17 protein-coding genes and 1 tRNA gene are annotated in these 17166 nt (G+C 55.2%); 9 read left to right on the forward strand and 9 right to left on the reverse strand.

The window, feature by feature from the left end:
• The first annotated feature begins 177 nt into the window (after window positions 1-177).
• On the forward strand, window positions 178-414 hold the full coding sequence (locus CSC3H3_RS17050) for a hypothetical protein (RefSeq protein ID WP_245881162.1): 237 nt from the start codon (window positions 178-180) through the stop codon (window positions 412-414).
• 293 nt (window positions 415-707) lie between these two features.
• Here the strand turns inward: CSC3H3_RS17050 and gltB are convergent, their stop codons facing one another.
• Together gltB and CSC3H3_RS17060 are read right to left on the reverse strand one after the other, a co-directional pair.
• Window positions 708-5258: a glutamate synthase large subunit gene (gltB, locus tag CSC3H3_RS17055; RefSeq protein WP_101266580.1), complete on the reverse strand. Its 4551-nt coding sequence runs from the start codon at window positions 5256-5258 to the stop codon at window positions 708-710.
• Window positions 5259-5289: 31 nt separating this feature from the next.
• Entirely contained in the window at window positions 5290-6723 is a 1434-nt protein-coding gene (locus tag CSC3H3_RS17060) for an NAD(P)-dependent oxidoreductase (RefSeq protein WP_101285606.1), read from the reverse strand.
• A gap of 265 nt (window positions 6724-6988) precedes the next feature.
• Between CSC3H3_RS17060 and CSC3H3_RS17065 the strand changes: the two genes are divergently transcribed.
• The 4 genes from CSC3H3_RS17065 (at window position 6989) to CSC3H3_RS17080 (ending at window position 9417) form a co-directional block, all read left to right on the forward strand.
• Window positions 6989-7819 carry an undecaprenyl-diphosphate phosphatase gene (locus CSC3H3_RS17065; protein ID WP_101266584.1) on the forward strand — a complete coding sequence of 277 codons (831 nt, stop codon included), beginning with the start codon at window positions 6989-6991 and terminating at the stop codon, window positions 7817-7819.
• A 211-nt stretch (window positions 7820-8030) separates the two neighbouring features.
• On the forward strand, window positions 8031-8348 hold the full coding sequence (locus tag CSC3H3_RS17070) for an ArsR/SmtB family transcription factor (protein WP_101266586.1): 318 nt from the start codon (window positions 8031-8033) through the stop codon (window positions 8346-8348).
• Window positions 8345-8740: an SRPBCC family protein gene (locus tag CSC3H3_RS17075; protein ID WP_215907520.1), complete on the forward strand. Its 396-nt coding sequence runs from the start codon at window positions 8345-8347 to the stop codon at window positions 8738-8740. The genes CSC3H3_RS17070 and CSC3H3_RS17075 overlap by 4 nt, the downstream gene beginning before the upstream one ends.
• Window positions 8741-8799: 59 nt before the next feature.
• Window positions 8800-9417, forward strand: a complete 618-nt coding sequence (locus CSC3H3_RS17080; RefSeq protein ID WP_101266589.1) for an ATP-dependent Clp protease proteolytic subunit — start codon at window positions 8800-8802, stop codon at window positions 9415-9417.
• 98 nt (window positions 9418-9515) lie between these two features.
• Here CSC3H3_RS17080 and CSC3H3_RS17085 read toward each other — a convergent pair whose 3' ends face one another.
• The 4 genes from CSC3H3_RS17085 to CSC3H3_RS17100 form a co-directional block, all read right to left on the reverse strand.
• Window positions 9516-9869 (reverse strand): VOC family protein, encoded by a 354-nt coding sequence (locus CSC3H3_RS17085; RefSeq protein ID WP_101285607.1) that lies wholly within the window; start codon window positions 9867-9869, stop codon window positions 9516-9518.
• Between the two features lie 124 nt (window positions 9870-9993).
• The gene (locus tag CSC3H3_RS17090) at window positions 9994-10272 is read right to left on the reverse strand and encodes a DUF3572 domain-containing protein (RefSeq protein WP_245881163.1); all 279 of its coding nucleotides are present in this window, start codon (window positions 10270-10272) and stop codon (window positions 9994-9996) included.
• Between the two features lie 6 nt (window positions 10273-10278).
• Window positions 10279-10665: a hypothetical protein gene (locus CSC3H3_RS17095; protein WP_101266594.1), complete on the reverse strand. Its 387-nt coding sequence runs from the start codon at window positions 10663-10665 to the stop codon at window positions 10279-10281.
• A 541-nt stretch (window positions 10666-11206) separates the two neighbouring features.
• A tRNA-Leu gene (locus tag CSC3H3_RS17100) sits at window positions 11207-11295 on the reverse strand.
• Between the two features lie 257 nt (window positions 11296-11552).
• Between CSC3H3_RS17100 and CSC3H3_RS17105 the strand changes: the two genes are divergently transcribed.
• From CSC3H3_RS17105 to CSC3H3_RS17115, 3 genes are all read left to right on the forward strand, one after another.
• Window positions 11553-12944: an autotransporter domain-containing protein gene (locus tag CSC3H3_RS17105; protein WP_101285608.1), complete on the forward strand. Its 1392-nt coding sequence runs from the start codon at window positions 11553-11555 to the stop codon at window positions 12942-12944.
• A gap of 318 nt (window positions 12945-13262) precedes the next feature.
• Complete coding sequence (bluB, locus tag CSC3H3_RS17110; protein WP_101285609.1) at window positions 13263-13982, forward strand: 5,6-dimethylbenzimidazole synthase; 720 nt, start codon at window positions 13263-13265, stop codon at window positions 13980-13982.
• A gap of 51 nt (window positions 13983-14033) precedes the next feature.
• Window positions 14034-14282: a hypothetical protein gene (locus CSC3H3_RS17115; protein ID WP_101285610.1), complete on the forward strand. Its 249-nt coding sequence runs from the start codon at window positions 14034-14036 to the stop codon at window positions 14280-14282.
• 51 nt (window positions 14283-14333) lie between these two features.
• On the opposite strand, the gene CSC3H3_RS17120 is transcribed toward CSC3H3_RS17115, so the two are convergent.
• From CSC3H3_RS17120 to mutT, 3 genes are all read right to left on the reverse strand, one after another.
• On the reverse strand, window positions 14334-14669 hold the full coding sequence (locus tag CSC3H3_RS17120; protein WP_245881164.1) for a hypothetical protein: 336 nt from the start codon (window positions 14667-14669) through the stop codon (window positions 14334-14336).
• A 43-nt stretch (window positions 14670-14712) separates the two neighbouring features.
• Window positions 14713-15474, reverse strand: coding sequence for a competence/damage-inducible protein A (locus tag CSC3H3_RS17125; RefSeq protein ID WP_101286292.1), 762 nt, complete (start codon window positions 15472-15474; stop codon window positions 14713-14715).
• A gap of 201 nt (window positions 15475-15675) precedes the next feature.
• Window positions 15676-16107, reverse strand: coding sequence for an 8-oxo-dGTP diphosphatase MutT (mutT, locus tag CSC3H3_RS17130; protein ID WP_101286293.1), 432 nt, complete (start codon window positions 16105-16107; stop codon window positions 15676-15678).
• Window positions 16108-16239: 132 nt separating this feature from the next.
• Between mutT and CSC3H3_RS17135 the strand changes: the two genes are divergently transcribed.
• Window positions 16240-17142, forward strand: a complete 903-nt coding sequence (locus CSC3H3_RS17135; protein ID WP_101285611.1) for an alpha/beta hydrolase — start codon at window positions 16240-16242, stop codon at window positions 17140-17142.
• Window positions 17143-17166 lie beyond the last annotated feature (24 nt).

The raw sequence follows: 17166 nt of genomic DNA on the forward strand, positions 1-17166 counted from the left end.
GCACCGCACCGACAGTCCGTATCAACAGCCGGGATACCCGCAAGGCTTGATCCCCAGCCCTAAATGCACAAATTAATGGGCATGGGGCATGAACCAGACGACACAGCATCAGGCAAACTGAATGGTTCAGATTTCAATTAAAATCCCCTAGAATAGGATGATGGCAACAAGGGAAGAATGATGGCGTTACCCCCGCTTGGCAGTTCGCGCACCAGCACAGGCGATATTACCGAAGCCCCGACCCGATCCGGTCCGGGACGTTTGTCTACGCCCGGTGCTCGCCGCACAGTGGTTGATCGCCCATCTACCGAACTTGATATCCTGAGCCAGCTTGCCCGCCTGCGTAACCTTATCGCATCCGACCAGATCGACCATTCCGCCCGGCGCGGCACCTATCTGGACCTGCTGCTTTAACGCGTCTTTCGCGTTTGATCCTTCGGCCTCGTCTTGCCAGATAGCATCAAAGGCACATCCCCATACAGATCAGACCGGTTTCCATACACAAGGCTGGCTAGCCCCGTGTGACGTGAAATGTGGTTTACGAGCATTGATCGCTGGATCAGCCAGCCGAGCCCATGCCCCATCCCCAGCAGCCCATAGCAATGATTTACACAGCACAAAAAAAGATACCCCGCACCGAGATGCGGGGTAAGTTGGTTTGTCCGGGTGTTTGGACAAGGGAGCTTACGCAAGCTGCGTGAGGGTAATCACGCAGTTGCCTGGTCTTCGCTCTCGGAGCGAATAGGGTGTTCCAGCTTGTCGACGATTTCCTTCGGCACGACCTGCCAGAAGTAACCGCGCTCGCGATCCCAGTTATCAAGGATGTTGCGGGCAAAACCGCTATCGGTTTCAGCAACATGTTCCTCGATCAGGCCACGGCACAGATCGTCCCAATGCTGGGTTTCAATACGTTGATAGAGAACCGAACCATCATTGACGACATCGCCAAACTGATCGTCACGGTCATAGATGAAGGCCATACCGCCGGTCATGCCTGCACCAAAGTTTTCACCAACCTGGCCGAGAATGACTGCCGTACCACCTGTCATGTATTCACAACCGTTGGAACCGCAACCTTCGACAACCACGGTTGCACCGGAGTTACGAACACAGAAGCGTTCGCCAGCCTGACCAGCAGCAAACAGCTTGCCTGCGGTGGCCCCGTAAAGGACGGTGTTACCGATGATGGTGTTTTCGTTGGTTTTAAGCGAGCTGGACGGACGCGGACGCAGAACGATGGTTCCGCCCGAAAGGCCCTTGGCAACATAGTCGTTGGCATCGCCATGTACTTCGATTTTAAGGCCCTGAACCGAAAACGCCCCAAGTGACTGACCGGCCGAGCCGCGCAGACGAACATGCAGATGGCCGGGTTTCAGGCCAAACATGCCGTATTTCTGCGTGATCAGGCTGGAAATGCGGGTGCCGATGGCACGCTGCGTATTCTGGATATTATACTGCAGCTGCATTTTTTCGCCGTCATCAAGCAACGGACGGGCATCCTTGATCATTTGCGCATCAAGGGTGTCGGGAACTTCGTTACGGCCTTCGGTGGTGCAGTAACGCGGGTGCCCTGCGGCATCAGCCTGTGCCAGAAGCGGGTTCAGGTCAAGGTCAACAAGGTCTTTCGCGCCGCGGTGCACCTGCTGAAGCAGGTCGGAACGGCCAATCACATCCTGCAGGTTGTCATACCCCAGTTCTGCAAGCACATCCTTGACCTCTTCGGCCATGAAGGTGAACAGGTTGACCAGCTTGTCTGCGGTGCCGTTGAATTTGGCGCGCAGTGCAGGGTCCTGGGTACAAACGCCCACCGGGCAGGTGTTGGAGTGGCACTGACGCACCATGATGCAACCCAGCGCGATCAGCGATGCCGTACCGATACCGAATTCTTCTGCACCCAGCATGGCACCAATCACAACGTCACGGCCGGTTTTGAAACCACCATCGACGCGCAGCTTCACGCGGTGACGCAGGTTATTGAGCGTCAGAACCTGGTTGACTTCCGACAGGCCCATTTCCCACGGAATACCGGCATATTTGATCGAGGTTTGCGGGCTTGCACCCGTACCGCCATCATAACCGGAAATCAGGATCACGTCGGCCTTTGCCTTGGCAACACCAGCGGCGATCGTACCAACGCCCGAACGCGACACCAGCTTCACACACACGCGACAACGCGGGTTGATCTGCTTAAGGTCGTAAATCAGCTGGGCAAGGTCTTCGATAGAATAAATATCGTGGTGCGGCGGCGGCGAAATCAGGGTCACACCCGGTGTCGCATGACGCAGCTGTGCAATTTCAACCGTTACCTTAAAGCCCGGCAACTGCCCGCCTTCACCCGGTTTTGCCCCCTGGGCGACCTTGATCTGAATTTCTTCGCAGTTGTTCAGATATTCAGCCGTCACGCCAAAGCGGCCCGATGCCACCTGTTTGATCGAGGAACGGGCGTTATCTCCGTTGGAGCGCGGACGGAAACGTTCACGCGATTCCCCGCCTTCACCGGAGTTCGATTTCGCACCGATCCGGTTCATGGCAATGGCAAGGGCTTCGTGGGCTTCGGTCGAAAGGGCACCATGCGACATGCCGGGCGTAACGAAACGCTTGCGGATTTCGGTGATGCTTTCGACTTCTTCCTGACGGACCGGTTTGCGATCAGAACGGAAGTCCAGCAGGTCACGCAGATGCAGCGGTTCGCGCTGACGCAGACCTTCGCTGAATTTGCGGAAAGTATTGTAGCTGCCGGTGGTGACAGAAGACTGCAATGTATGGATCAGCGGACCGGTCCAGACATGGCGTTCACCACTGCGGCGGTATTTATACAGACCACCGACCGGCAGGCTGACAACATTACCAGCAAAGGCATCTTTGTGCTGGGCGATCGTGCGGCGCTGAATACCCTGAAGGCCGATCCCCGAAATGCGCGAAGGCATACCCGGGAAGAATTCAGCCACCAGCGAACGCGAAAGCCCGATGCTTTCAAAGTTATAGCCACCACGATAGGAACTGATGATCGAAATGCCCATTTTGGACATGATCTTGAGCAGGCCCTGGTCAATCGCGGTTTTAAAACGCTGCATGACTTCGGCAGTGCTGTGGATGTTCGGGAACAGGCCACGGGCGTAACGGTCCAACAGGCCTTCCTGGGCCAGATAGGCGTTCACCGTGGTCGCACCAACACCGATCAGAACGGCAAAGTAATGCACATCCATGCATTCGGCCGAACGCACGTTAAGCGAAATATAGGTCCGCAGCGAGTTTTTGACGAGGAAGCTGTGAACGCCACCAACTGCCAGCACCATCGGAATGGCGGCATGGTTTTCGTCAACACGCTCGTCAGTCAGAATAACGTGCAGGGCACCACCGCGAACGGCTTCTTCGGCTTCTTTCTGGATGCGGGTAATCGCATCACGCAGGGCCGACGGGCCAGCCTGAATGTCAAAAGTGGTGTCAATTTCAACAGCACTTTCGCCCATATAATCGCGCATGGCTTCGTATTCGCCGGTGGTCAGAACCGGGCTATCGAGCTGCAGCAGGTCACACTGGCTTTCATCTTCTTCAAGAATATTGCCAAGGTTGCCCAGACGCGTTTTCAGGCTCATGACGCGGGCTTCGCGCAAACTGTCGATCGGCGGGTTGGTCACCTGCGAGAAGTTCTGGCGGAAGAAGTGATGCAGGCCACGATAACGGTCCGAAAGGATCGCAAGCGGGGTGTCATCCCCCATGGAGCCAATGGCTTCCTTGGCGTCTTCAGCCATCGGATGCAAGATCAGTTCCAGATCTTCGTGCGAAAGACCCATCGCCTTTTGCATGCGCAAAAGCTGTTCTTTGCCATAGCTGGCCGGTTCGGATTTTTCCGGGGAAACCAGATCGTCAAGAACCTTGGTCCGGCCGACCCATTTCGACCAGTCACGACGATGGGCAAGCTTATCCTTAAGCTCGGTATCGTGGTACAGCTTGCCTTCTTCAAGGTTAACCGCAATCATCTGGCCCGGCCCGAGGCGACCTTTTTCAACGCAGGTTTCCTCGTCGATATGGACCATGCCGGTTTCAGAACCCGCAATCAGCAGGCCATTGCCGGTAACAGCATAACGCAGCGGACGCAGACCGTTACGGTCCGTACCGCCCAAAAGCCATTTACCACCATAGGCCGCAAGTGCCGCCGGGCCATCCCACGGTTCCATAACCGCGTTGCAATAGGCATACAGGTTTTTATAGCTATCAGGCGTGGTTGCCTTTTTCGACCAGGCTTCCGGCACCATCATGGTTTTAACCATCGGCAGGTCGCGACCTGCACGCACCATCAGTTCAAACACGGCATCCAGAGCAGCCGAGTCCGACGAACCGGGCTGAATGACGGGTTTGACATCTTCGATGGTGCTGGAGAATGCCTCGTGACCCATGCGGGCTTCGTGGCTTTTCATCCAGTTGACGTTACCGCGCAGCGTGTTGATTTCGCCGTTATGGGCCAGCACGCGGAACGGCTGTGCCAGCGGCCAGCTCGGGAAGGTGTTGGTCGAATAGCGCTGGTGATAAACGCAGAAATTGGAAATGAAGCGTTCGTCACGCAGGTCGGGATAGAAGATATCGACCTGTTCGGCCAGGAACATGCCTTTGTAAATGATCGAACGGCAGGACAGCGAGCAGATATAGAAGTCCTTGATCGATTCCGACATCACCGCCTTTTCGATGCGGCGACGAATGACATAAAGATCAACTTCAAACTGTTCTTCATCAACCGTGGCAAGGCCACCAACCAGAACCTGTTCGATTTCCGGGCGGGTCGCGTTTGCCTTTTCACCGATCACCGACACATTGACCGGCACCTGGCGCCAGCCAAGGATCGAATAACCCATTTTCAGGATTTCGGTTTCAACAATGGCGCGGCAGCGCTCCTGGGCAGCCATGTCGATACGCGGCAGGAAAACCTGGCCCACGGCAATCATGGAATCCGGGGCTTCCTGATTGATCAGTTTCAGGTGCGCTTTGAAAAAATCCTGCGGGACCTGCAGGTGGATACCCGCGCCGTCGCCGGTTTTGCCGTCGGCGTCAACAGCACCGCGATGCCAGATCGCCTTAAGTGCTTCGATACCGGCTTCAACAACTTCGCGGCGCGGTTTGCCATCGATAGCACCGATCAGACCGACGCCACAGCTGCTGTGTTCGTCTTCGACATCATACAGGCCTGCTGCCGAAAGGTGTTCGGCGTTACGCTCGAACCGGGCGATTTCTTCGGCACCGTGATCCTTGATAATTTCGTTCATGGCTTTGTCTCTCCAAAATGCGGCGGCGGGCTTAGGCGGCTGCTTCTTTCCGCGCCAGCAAATATTCGTCAATGCGATCGGCAGCATCGCGACCATCACGGATCGCCCAAACCACCAGCGACGCACCCCGTGCGATGTCCCCTGCAGCAAAAACGCCATCCAGATTGGTCATCATCGAACGGAAATCGATTTTCACGGTACCCCAGCGTGAAACACCCAGTTCCGGGGCTTCAAACAGGGTCGGCAGGTCTTCGGGTTCAAAACCAAGTGCCAGGATCGCCATGTCGGCTTCCATCGTGTAGCTGGAACCTTCGATGACTTCCGGGCTTTGACGGCCACCGGCATCCGGGGCGCCAAGGCGCATTTTCACGGCACGAACACCGGTGATTTTGGTGTCATCGCCGACAAAGGCTTCCGGGTTGGTCAGCCAGACAAATTCAACGCCTTCTTCCTCGGCATTGGCCACTTCGCGCTGCGAACCGGGCATATTGGCGCGGTCACGGCGATAAAGGCACTTCACCGACTTTGCCCCCTGGCGAATGGCGGTACGCACGCAATCCATTGCGGTATCGCCACCACCAATGACAACTACATGTTTGTCCTTGGCATTAAGCGTGCCGTCTTCATAAGCCGGGACGCTATCGCCCAGACCCTGACGGTTCGACGTGGTCAGATATTCCAGCGCCGGATAGATGTTTTTAAGGCCAACGCCGGGCACCTTAAGGTCACGTGCCTTGTAAACGCCCGTTGCGATCAAAACGCTGTCATGCTTGCGGCGCAGATCCTCAAGGGAGGCATCCCGGCCAACTTCAAAGTTGGTGTGCATGACAATGCCAGCTTCTTCCAGAAGCTTGATGCGGCGTTCGACGATGTGTTTTTCCAGCTTGAAGCCCGGAATACCATAAACCAGCAGGCCGCCCATGCGGTCATAACGGTCATAGATATGGACTTCATAACCCTTGAGGCGCAGTTGTTCGGCTGCAGCCATACCAGCAGGGCCACCACCGATAATGCCAACCGACATGCCGTTTTCCGATGCAGGCACCGGGGCCTTGACCCAGCCATTTTCAAAGGCGGTATCGGTAATGTATTTTTCGACCGAACCAATGGTCACCGCACCATGCGTGGATTGTTCAATCACACAATTGCCTTCACACAGGCGGTCCTGCGGGCAGATGCGACCGGTAATTTCCGGCAGGTTGTTGGTGGCCGATGAAATGGCATAGGCCTCTTCCATCCGGCCTTCGGTTGTCAGGCGCAACCAGTCAGGGATGTTATTATAAAGTGGGCAGTGGGCCTGACAGAACGGCACGCCACACTGCGAACAACGCGCAGCCTGGTCGGCAGCAGCATCGGGTTCGAAGCCGGCATAAATTTCATCGAAGTCTGTCCGGCGCTCAGCGGCTTCACGCTTCTGAGGATATTTTTGTTCAAGATGGACAAACTTAAGCATCTTTTCTGTCATTGAGCCCCCCAAAAAGGCTGTTTTGTTGCGGGAGTGGACCCTTATATACCTGCGGGCGAAATGAGAATCCAGCACAAAATGCACGTTAGGTCAACTATACTGACTTATTTACCAAAAAGCCCAGACAAAAGCTGGGGTTTTAGAGGGATTTTCCGGTGTCAAAAAAGTTTAATTAGTACCAAAATGGTACTAATTCAGTTATTCGCCTAGAGAAAACAAGCTGCTATAAGCATTTCTCCTTTCATAAATCAGCACCGAGGCAGGTGTGACTCTTCAGCACATAATCCTTCTCGCAGTCGTTCAGGGTATTACTGAATTCCTGCCCATCAGCTCATCTGGCCATCTTGTCCTGACCCCCGCCATTACCGGCACTGCCGATCAGGGCCTTCTGCTGGATGTTTCGGTTCATGTCGGAACACTGCTTGCGGTTCTGATTTATTTCTGGCGCGATGTCCTGGCCATGATCATTGGCTTTTTCCGCCTGTTTACCGGCCGCATGACACCGGGTGCGCGCATGGCGCTGCATATTGTTGTTGCGACGATTCCCGTGGTGGCCGTTGGCTTTTACCTTAAGGAATCCGGCATCGAGGAGCAGATGCGCTCTGTCGAGATCATTGCCTGGACCACCCTTGTTTTTGGCATCATCCTTTGGGTTGCCGACCGGGTTGGCATGACGATCAACCGGATCGAACATATGGGCTGGGCCGGATCGATCTTTATTGGTCTGGCACAGGTGATTGCATTGGTTCCCGGCGTCAGCCGGTCGGGCATCACCATGACGGCTGCCCGCCTGATGAGCTATGAACGGTCGGACGCCGCACAGTTTTCCATGCTGATGTCGATTCCCGTCATTCTGGGTGCGGGCCTCCTGGCCGGACTGGACCTGCATAAAGCGGGCAATATGGAACTGAACCGCGAAGTCATGATGGCGATCGGCTTTTCCTTCATCACCGCGCTGATCACGATTGCCGTGCTGATGTCCTGGTTAAAACGCGCAAGCTTTACCCCCTTTGCTATCTACCGCATCCTGCTCGGTGCGGCCCTGCTGGTTTGGGTTTACGGGTATGGCACCGCCCCGCTTGATACCCTGTTTTAAGGCGTATCGCGGCAGGTCGCCGCATACGCGGCACATATCCTGATTTTCAAACGCGAATCCAACCGGGTTCGCGTTTTTTGTGCCTGTACCGCGAAACATCAGCTAATCCCCGGCTACTTCCCTAACACCTCGCCTGTCCCGGTTTTCACGCAAAAATCCCCATCCATAAATCTGCTTGCCCAAACACATAAGTATGTGCTTATGTGTTTGCATGATGGAAAACGATATCTTCAAAGCCCTGGCCGATCCGACCCGGCGCACCATTTTTGAAAAGCTTGCCAGCGCGCAAGGCATGAATGCCAGCGCCCTTCGCGATGGCATGAGCATCAGCCAGCCTGCCATGTCACAGCACCTGGCCGTGTTGCGCGAAGCAAAGCTTGTGCAGGAAGAACGGCAGGGACGGTTCGTGAATTACCGGATCAACCCCGAAGGCCTGGACCTGATTGTGCAATGGGTTGCCAGATACAGCACCTTCTGGCCGGAACGTGTGGATGCCCTGCGCCAAACCCTAAAGGAGATGGACCAGTGAGTGATCGCAAAAGCAGCAAAGGCGCCAACCGCAACAGCGCCAAACCCGGAAAACCTAGGCCATCGCACCGGCTGGAATTTGAATACCGGCTGGATGCCCCAAGCGAGAAAGTATGGCGCGCGATCAGCATTGCAGAAATTCGCGAAAGCTGGCTACCCGGTGCAAATTTGCGCGATGCAAAACCGATAAAGGAAATTTCCGGTAAGGAAGTGACCTATCAGATGCGCGACCCGCTGCCACCCCATCTTGAAAGTATCGTAACCTTTCACATTGCGCAAACGGGCGAAAACATGACCCGCCTTCGCATTATCCATGAACTGACCGATGCAAGATGCATTACGCCACCAATACCCGCCAACAGCAATACCCCGACCATGATGTGCGCGGCATAACGCCTGCCATCGCATCCAGCCCCTTGGCCCAAACGGATTACCAGAACCGGAGCCTTCCCATGCGCGAAATGATGCAATTGATCCCGATGGTGGTTGAACAGACCAGCGCGGGAGAACGGTCCTTTGATATTTATTCACGCCTTTTGCGCGAACGAATCATTTTTCTGAATGGCGAAGTAAACGACACGATTTCATCGCTTGTCTGTGCGCAATTGCTGTTTCTGGAAGCAGAAAATTCAAAAAAGCCGATCCATCTTTACATCAATTCCCCTGGCGGTGTGGTGACCAGCGGCATGGCGATGTATGATACCATGCGTTACATCAAGTCACCGGTTCATACCCTGTGCATGGGAACGGCGCGGTCAATGGGGTCTTTCCTGTTAATGGCGGGCGAACCGGGTTTTCGCGCGGCCCTGCCCAATGCCAGCCTGCATGTCCACCAACCCCTGGGCGGTTTTCAGGGCCAGGCATCAGACGTTTTGATCCATGCCGAAGAAATGCGCCTGACCAAACAGCGCATGATCACGCTTTATGCCAAACATTGCGGCCGCAGCTATGAAGAAGTGGAACGCACCCTGGACCGCGACCGCTTCATGACGGCGGAACAGGCCCTTGAATGGGGGCTGATTGACCGAATCCTCGAACATCGCGGCGCAAATGACGATGATGCGGCATAACACACGGCAGTTAAGCACGCGGGCCACCAGATAAACCTGTCACACCAAAAGCAGGAAGCGGCAAATATCGTCGCTTCCTGCCTTTTCCGCCGGGCAGGTTAGCCTGCGTGGGCAAGAATATTAAGCAAACGGCCAAACGGGTCGCGTACAAAAAAGCGGCGCACACCCCAGCTTTCATTCACCGGCCCATATTCCGGCACGATGCCAGCGGCACGTACCCGCCGTTCGGCTTCGGCGATATCATCAACCTCAATCGACAGATCGGGAACGGGCGTGCCCGAACCCCCTTCACTGGCGATGCTAAGCTGCACCGTCATGCTGGCCTGATTGCCAAATGTCACGATCCAGCCGTGATCCATCAAAATATCCAGCCCCAGAATATCACGGTAAAAGGCCGCAGCCTTTTCCAGGTCCTGGGATGCAATATTGGCAACGATCCGGCGTACCTGCATGGCGATGCTCCGTTCCCCGTTCTGTGTATGTCCTGTCGTGGCCGTGTTTGGCAGTGGCTGGCAATGTACGTGCCGCCCACCATCAAGGCGACAAGTCCAGCCGCCACCTAGGGACAAGGTACGATCAATCCTGCCAGATCGGCCCGCCCGATAAAACCATATGGGCCTGTGCGGGCATTTCTGGCGGGCAATCAATGGCCTCAACCAGGCGCATTAAAAACGGTTCATGCGACAGCAAAAATTCCAGCACCCCGCGCTGCACATCGCGGTTGCCAATTCCTGCGCGCAGATCGTTCAGATCCATGCCGGTCTGCATCAAAAGGCCCTGCAATAATTCCTCATCCCCGGCGACAAAGGCGATTGCCTGAATGGCAAGGGTTTCAGCAGCGTCGTTATTCATCATTCATGCCTATTTCAACCAGTTGGCCTTTGCCAGCGCACGCCAGATCACAAGCCCCGCCACCAGAATTATACCAGCAGCAATAAACCCCAACCGGGTGCCAGCCAGCAAAACCAGCCCCCAGAAACCAATGGTGCCAAACCCGATCGCCAGGCTTAAAAACGCGGCCTTTACCAGGCTGTCCTGCCCTTTCTGGGCGGCTTCGGCACGTTTGATTTCATCAACGACTTCATACCATGCCAGTTGTTGCCAGCGGGTATATTTCAGGCCGCTTTTGGGGCCTTTGCGCAAAAAATCGTCCAGTTGGCGTACAATATTGGTCGCGCGTTCTTCCGGGGCGACATATTTGCCAAACCGTTCCTTTTTTCGCGGTTGGTCGTCGTCATTTTCCGCCATTGTTTCGTTTGTAACCCTGTTTGATCCCCTATCGCTGGCACAGTGCGGGGCAACGCCTTTACATCCGGTAAATCTGCCACAATTGCCATGACCGGCAATTGCAACTTCCGACATCAATGCATATCTGATAGGTTCACGCAGTGCACCGGCGATGGCTGGTTTGCGTGGCGTAATTGCCCGATCGGGGATTGCGCATTGTGGTTAGGGAAACAGCACGATCTTTGGATCAATCGCCCGCCACATTTGCCTGTCAGCGGGCGGAAACACTGGTTTTTGCCCCGATGAAGCAGCCATTTTGATATGGCAAACAATAACTTGCGACAGGCAATTTTTTGGGAAGAAACGACCGCATTGGCGCGTTTTGCTAAGCCGCCAGATGCGGGATTTGTGTGTCTTTCGCGGCCTGCAACATGGTTTTGGGGCCCATTAACGCATTGCTGCTGGAAACATAAGGCGCCCTGGGGCCTTACGAATCGGCATAGCAGCGCAAGATAATTTGCACTTACGGGAATGGGAAAACAGCGATGAATGGAAAAGGAAGTGGTGCGGGCGGCCGGACTTGAACCGGCAAGGTCTGTTAGGACCGGCGGATTTTAAGTCCGCTGCGTATACCAATTTCGCCACGCCCGCAAGAACTTGGCAGAAAAGCCAGGGGCTGTTCGCCCCAAAGACAGGTCAGGTTTCTAGCGCGGCTTTGCGCGTGACGCAACATTCTATTGCACGGATTTATATTTCGGTAACTCCCCTGCGCTATCACCGAATGAATCGCAGATGACATGCCGGACCTAAGGTCCGTCAATTTCGCAAGTTTCACTACCATCAGGGACCGGTAGTGATTTTTACGGGCGGCAATTGCCGTGTAACCGCGAGCCGAGAAACAACAGACAATGAAACTGCGCTGGAGCATCATAGCCATCGGCACAGCCTGCGTTGCCGTTTCAACCCTGCCCCCGGACAGGGTGATTCCGCCGTGGATAAACAGCGCCCTTGCTGCCCAGGATAAAACATCGCGCACGACCGAATCGCCCATCCTGCGCACTGAAACCATGACGCGCGCCAAAAACCGACTGGGGCACCTTGACCGCCTCTCGGACCGCCTGGATGGCAACTTTGTTGCCAATAATCTGCAGCCCCTGTTTCTGGATGGCAGCACCCCGGCCAGCGACCAACCGCCCGGTGCCCTTGCAATGGGCACCGATGTTGCCAGCCAGATCGAAAGCCACAGCGGGCGTGATGCCCTGGGTTCCCTTGCTGAACGCATTGATTTTGACAGCGCCAATGGTTCCTTCCCGACCCAGGACCGCGCCACCGAACGTGCGATCAGCATCTGGGTTCATGGCACACGCCAAAGCATTGATAACCGCATTGCCGATGACGGGTTTAATCCCGGCCTGAATGGTGATGTGATCGCGGTTGATACCGGCGTTGATTATCGCATCGATACATCGACCATTGTCGGGGTCGCACTGGGTTGGGGCAGCACAGCCAGCGACATTGCATCGCGCCAGACGCTGTATCGGGAAAACAACGTTACTTTTTCCCCCTATTTTCTGACCCGTATGACCGACTGGCTGAAACTGAATGGCAGCCTGGGCATTGGCAGCAGCGACATTACGCGCACCGGCCTTTCAAGTTCTTACGAAAACACCAGTTCCAGTATGACCTATTCCGGGTCTGTCGGGTTTGATGCCGAACAGAATTTGGGCCAAACACCGCTAAGCCTGCGGTTAAGCGGCAATCTGATCAGCGCGCGCGAATCCTATGGCAAGCATTTCACCCCTAACGGCGAAATTGTTTCGGGCCATGTTGCCACATCAACCCTGTTCGATTCCGAGGCCGAAGCGCGCTATCGCATTGAAATGGGCGAACATATCTTCACCCCCTTCTTTGGTGAAAACCAGACCATGTCGGTTTTGAATGAAGGTTTCGGGCGCGATCAAAGCCGGCGTTATTTCACCGGCACCGACTATGCCTATACCCCGCTGAGCCTGAATGCGTCGTTGCAGGCTTTTCGCGAATTCAACCCCGGCGAAGAAACCTATGAGGGCATCAAGGGGGAATTGCGCTTTTCCACCAAGCTGCCGCGTGATTACGGCACCCTTCAGCCGTTTCTTAATACCGAACGTGATACCGATGCCGTAAAAGTCGGCGGCGGCATTGACCATTACTGGAGCGAATTTGCCGGGCATGTCGGCGTGCAGATCAACCAGACAGTGACCTTTGATCAGACCGACAAAGACCCGCTATCAGGGCTGGTGACGCTTAGCTTTAATATGTAACGGCAGGCCACAGGTGGTATTGGCGGCAAATCCTTTTTGTCGCCGCTTTTTCTGTTTTACAGCAAACCGTCTTAACCGTTGTCCCCCAATCTGCCCTGGCTTTTCGCTAGCGGCTTTCTTTAAGCCGCGCGGTTGATGGCCAATTTTCCACAGGGTAATCGCCACAAATATCCGCCCCTACCCGTTACGGATGCAATTTGGCAGATAGAGCCGAAATTAAGCGTGTTTCGGGCGACAAATGTGAACTGATTGCTTCTATTTGCAGGCAAAAGCCCCTAGGGTGCGAACAGATTTAATTTACCCTGCCAGGTAACATGCATGACTGAAACCGACAGCACCAAAGCCCCGCACAACACTGGCGATGACACGGCATCAACCGGCCCCAAAGGCAGCGAGCATTTGACCCCGCCGGTTTTTGACCAGTCCTTTCAACAGCAATTCATTGACCTGCTGTTATGGCGGCGCGATGTGCGCCGGTTTCGCACCGATCCGATCCCGGCGGCCGATATTAATGGCCTGATTGCCGAAGCCTGCCTGGCACCATCGGTGGGCAATTGCCAGCCCTGGCGATTTGTAAAGGTTAACGCACCCGAACGCCGCCGCGCCATTCGCGACAGTTTTGAACGTGCGAACCAGCAGGCCCTTGATGATTATGAAGGCGAACGCGCCCGGCTTTATGCATCGCTGAAACTGCAGGGCATGGACCAGGCACCGGTGCAGCTTGCCGTTTTTGCCGACGAAGAAACCGAAGCCGGCATGGGCCTGGGCCGTAAAACCATGCCCGAAATGCTGGATTATTCGGCCGTTGCTGCCGTGCAGCTTTTGTGGCTGGCGGCACGGGTCAAGGGGATTGGCGTGGGCTGGGTCAGCATTATTGAACCCAATGTCGTCCAGCAGGCGCTGGATGTGCCCGAACATTGGCGGCTGATTGCCTATTTGTGCATTGGCTACCCGGAAGAAGACCATGTCGTGCCCGAACTGGTCCGCCATGGCTGGCAGGACCGCATCGACCCGCGCGACGTCACGCTGGACAGATAGCAGATAACAGCCAACGCGGATTGGCATATTCAAATATCAGGGAATGACAAAATGACAGGCGAACCGGCCGGACAAAACACCGAAGCACCGCAGGACAAGAAGCTGCCAAACGGCCATTATTTCAAGATCATGGGATACCTTCTGACCGCGTGCTGGGTTGGCTATATCGTCATGATTACCAAGGGTGACACCAGCGATCCGATGTTTGATTACATCTTTTCCGTTCCGCTGGGCTTTTGGATTGTCGGCATGGTTATCGCCCATTTTGTGCGCAAAAAAGCCGGTGGCGACCGCCCGTAACCCGATTTTGACGCATTCCGGTCAAGGCCAGCAAAAAATGGCGCAAACCTGTCAGTTTGCGCCATCATCTTTGTGGTTATAGCGACGTTCATCATAGTAATCGTCATTATCGGAAAAGCCGCCCAGCATCATAACCCCGGCACCCATGCTGATGCCGCCAAAGGTTATGAACATGCCAAAGAACAGCAAAAAAATGAAAATCAGCGTATCGCGCGAGGCAGAGGCCAGCGTCCATATGCCGCCGATATCAAAATAAAGCACCAGCACCCCAAAAACGACCGACCCAACGCCGCCATACATCAGATGCGTCAGCATGAATTTGATGATCTTGAGTTCCTCGCCGCGTTTTTGCGGCTTTGGCCCGGCATTCAGTTTTTCCGGCATCATGCTGAAAACCTCTCCGATCTCGGCGGCCTGTTGGGCCTGCGGGTTATGAGGCGCTGTCTTCGGCGATCACTTCACGGCCAAAGCCGATAATGGCATCGGTAATACGGGTAATGGCGGCGTCCACATCGGCCTGTTCTTCACCACGTACAACCAATGTGGTCCCTAGCTTTCCTTCCCGCAAGAAGGGATAGGACCCTATATCAGTATTTTTGAATTCATCCTGGATTTTACCCAGGGCCTCAGCGATCGTCCCTTCGGGGATATAGCCGCCAACGGAACGCGAAATCATCGGCCGACCACCAACAAGCTGGTGTTTGATACCCTGGAACATGGCTTGCATGATCATGGGGACACCGGCCATGACATAAACATTTTCCATGCGATAGCCCGGCGCCTTGCTGACCGGGTTTTCAACCAGTTCGGCACCACGTGGAATGCGCGCCATACGCAGGCGGGCTTCGTTCAGGTCCACATCGGGGTTGGCGTAATTGCTACGCAGCAATTGCACCGCCTCGTCATTCAAATCCAGCGGCACGCCAAAGGCCTCGGCGATACAGTCCGATGTGATGTCATCATGGGTCGGGCCGATACCGCCCGTGGTGAACACATAATCAAATTTCGCCCGGCATTCATTAACAGTATCGATAATGGTTTGGGCGATATCAGGGATGACGCGGGTTTCTGCCAGGCGAATGCCCAGTTCGTTCAACTGTTCGGCCAGGTAGGGCAGGTTTTTATCATGCGTACGGCCCGACAGAATTTCATTGCCAATAATTAACAGGCAGGCGCGAACGGTTTTGGACATGACACCCTCATCATCTGAAATTGCCATGCCGGGACCGGCACAGCCTGAAACGCACATATTCATCAAAGCTGGTCAGCGCCAGCCAATGCCGCCCAGCCATGCAGGCGGGCAGGAAAAAATCAATGACAGCGCAACATGCCTGCCATTGGCCAATCATGCAGACATACAAGACGGCCCGGACAGGTGGGCGCAAAAGCAGCCTTACAGAAAGTCGCGCAGCATGGCCACCAGCGGCACATCGGCCGGGGGCATCGGATAATCGCCAAGGCGCACCGGGCGCACCCATTTGACCTGCTGGCCTTCCATCGGGCGAACTTCGCCTTTCCAGACGCGGCACAGATAAAGCGGCATCATCAGGTGGAAATCGTCATAGGTGAAGGATGCAAAGGTGAAAGGTGCCAGGCAGCTTTCGGTGATATCGATATCAAGTTCTTCTTTCAGTTCGCGCACCAGCGCCATTTCCGGGGTTTCGCCAGATTCAACCTTGCCCCCGGGAAATTCCCACAGCCCGGCCATGGATTTACCTTCCGGGCGCTGGGCAATCAGCACACGATGGTCAATATCGACCAGTGCCACGGCACTGACAAAGACGGTGCGTTCCGGCACGCGGCCCTGGCGCAAATCGACTGACATGCAGCCGCTATCTGGTTTTTGAACTGTCATGACACGGTTTTATCGCGCCATCCCTTTTCCGCCAAGAGACGATGCAATCCCGTTTGCGTTTTTTTGCGTATATAAAACAGATCCATAACAACGAAGCCCGCCATGCCCCGCCCCAGATTTTTGATCCTTGCCAGCAATGCCCTGTTTGCCACCCTGATTTTGGCGGGGTGCGACAGGCTGGGTGCCTTTAACAGCCTGCAGGCAGGCGATATCAAACCCGATATTGCCAACCTGCCCTATGGCCCCGACCCGCGCCAGAAAATGGATATTTACCTGCCGGGGCCACAGGCGCGCCCTGCCCCGTTAATTGTGTGGTTTTACGGTGGGTCATGGGATTCGGGGGAAAAAGCCAAATACGCCTTTGTCGCCAAACGCTTTGTTGAAATGGGTTATGGCGTCGCCATCCCCGATTACCGGCTTGTGCCCGAAATCCATTATCCCGATTTTGTAAAGGATGGCGCACTGGCCATGGCCGCCGCCCAAAAATTTGCCCAAAATCACCCCGGCGAAATTGCCGGGGACAGGCTGGTTTTGGCCGGGCACAGTGCCGGGGCCTATAATGCCGTGCAAATTGTTGCCAACCCGGCCTTTTTAAACGAAGCCGGGCTAACGCGCGATGATATCGCCGGGATCATCGGCCTTTCCGGCCCCTATGATTTTTACCCCTATGACGTCGCAGCCACGCAAATTGCCTTTGGCGACACCCCTGCCGATGATAGCCAGCCTGTAAACCAGGACCTGACAGACATGCCGCCATTATTGCTGATCACCGGGGAGGCTGACCGAACGGTATTTCCACGCAATTCCATCAAACTGGCCGAACTGGCACCACAGGCCACACTGGTTAAAATCCCCGATATGGGCCATGTGGGCACCGTGGTCGCACTGGGAACGTTTTTAACCGGTGACGTGCGGGTAACAGCCCCGATCCAGACCTTCCTGCACGATATTGCCCCCACGGGCGAACGGGGGCAGGCCGTTTCGATGTCGCAGAAGCGGCCTTAGCAACCGCGCCTGCACACACCAAAG

It is taken from the genome of Thalassospira marina (genome assembly GCF_002844375.1).
Taxonomy (GTDB): domain Bacteria; phylum Pseudomonadota; class Alphaproteobacteria; order Rhodospirillales; family Thalassospiraceae; genus Thalassospira; species Thalassospira marina.

Coding starts and splice junctions, on each gene's coding strand:
- CSC3H3_RS17050 (WP_245881162.1), top strand. CDS start 178: ATGATGGCGTTACCCCCGCTTGGCAGTTCGCGCACCAGCACAGGCGAT.
- gltB (WP_101266580.1), bottom strand. CDS start 5,258: ATGAACGAAATTATCAAGGATCACGGTGCCGAAGAAATCGCCCGGTTC.
- CSC3H3_RS17060 (WP_101285606.1), bottom strand. CDS start 6,723: ATGACAGAAAAGATGCTTAAGTTTGTCCATCTTGAACAAAAATATCCT.
- CSC3H3_RS17070 (WP_101266586.1), top strand. CDS start 8,031: ATGATGGAAAACGATATCTTCAAAGCCCTGGCCGATCCGACCCGGCGC.
- CSC3H3_RS17080 (WP_101266589.1), top strand. CDS start 8,800: ATGCGCGAAATGATGCAATTGATCCCGATGGTGGTTGAACAGACCAGC.
- CSC3H3_RS17085 (WP_101285607.1), bottom strand. CDS start 9,869: ATGCAGGTACGCCGGATCGTTGCCAATATTGCATCCCAGGACCTGGAA.
- CSC3H3_RS17090 (WP_245881163.1), bottom strand. CDS start 10,272: ATGATGAATAACGACGCTGCTGAAACCCTTGCCATTCAGGCAATCGCC.
- CSC3H3_RS17095 (WP_101266594.1), bottom strand. CDS start 10,665: ATGGCGGAAAATGACGACGACCAACCGCGAAAAAAGGAACGGTTTGGC.
- CSC3H3_RS17105 (WP_101285608.1), top strand. CDS start 11,553: ATGAAACTGCGCTGGAGCATCATAGCCATCGGCACAGCCTGCGTTGCC.
- bluB (WP_101285609.1), top strand. CDS start 13,263: ATGACTGAAACCGACAGCACCAAAGCCCCGCACAACACTGGCGATGAC.
- CSC3H3_RS17115 (WP_101285610.1), top strand. CDS start 14,034: ATGACAGGCGAACCGGCCGGACAAAACACCGAAGCACCGCAGGACAAG.
- CSC3H3_RS17120 (WP_245881164.1), bottom strand. CDS start 14,669: ATGATGCCGGAAAAACTGAATGCCGGGCCAAAGCCGCAAAAACGCGGC.
- CSC3H3_RS17125 (WP_101286292.1), bottom strand. CDS start 15,474: ATGTCCAAAACCGTTCGCGCCTGCCTGTTAATTATTGGCAATGAAATT.
- mutT (WP_101286293.1), bottom strand. CDS start 16,107: ATGTCAGTCGATTTGCGCCAGGGCCGCGTGCCGGAACGCACCGTCTTT.
- CSC3H3_RS17135 (WP_101285611.1), top strand. CDS start 16,240: ATGCCCCGCCCCAGATTTTTGATCCTTGCCAGCAATGCCCTGTTTGCC.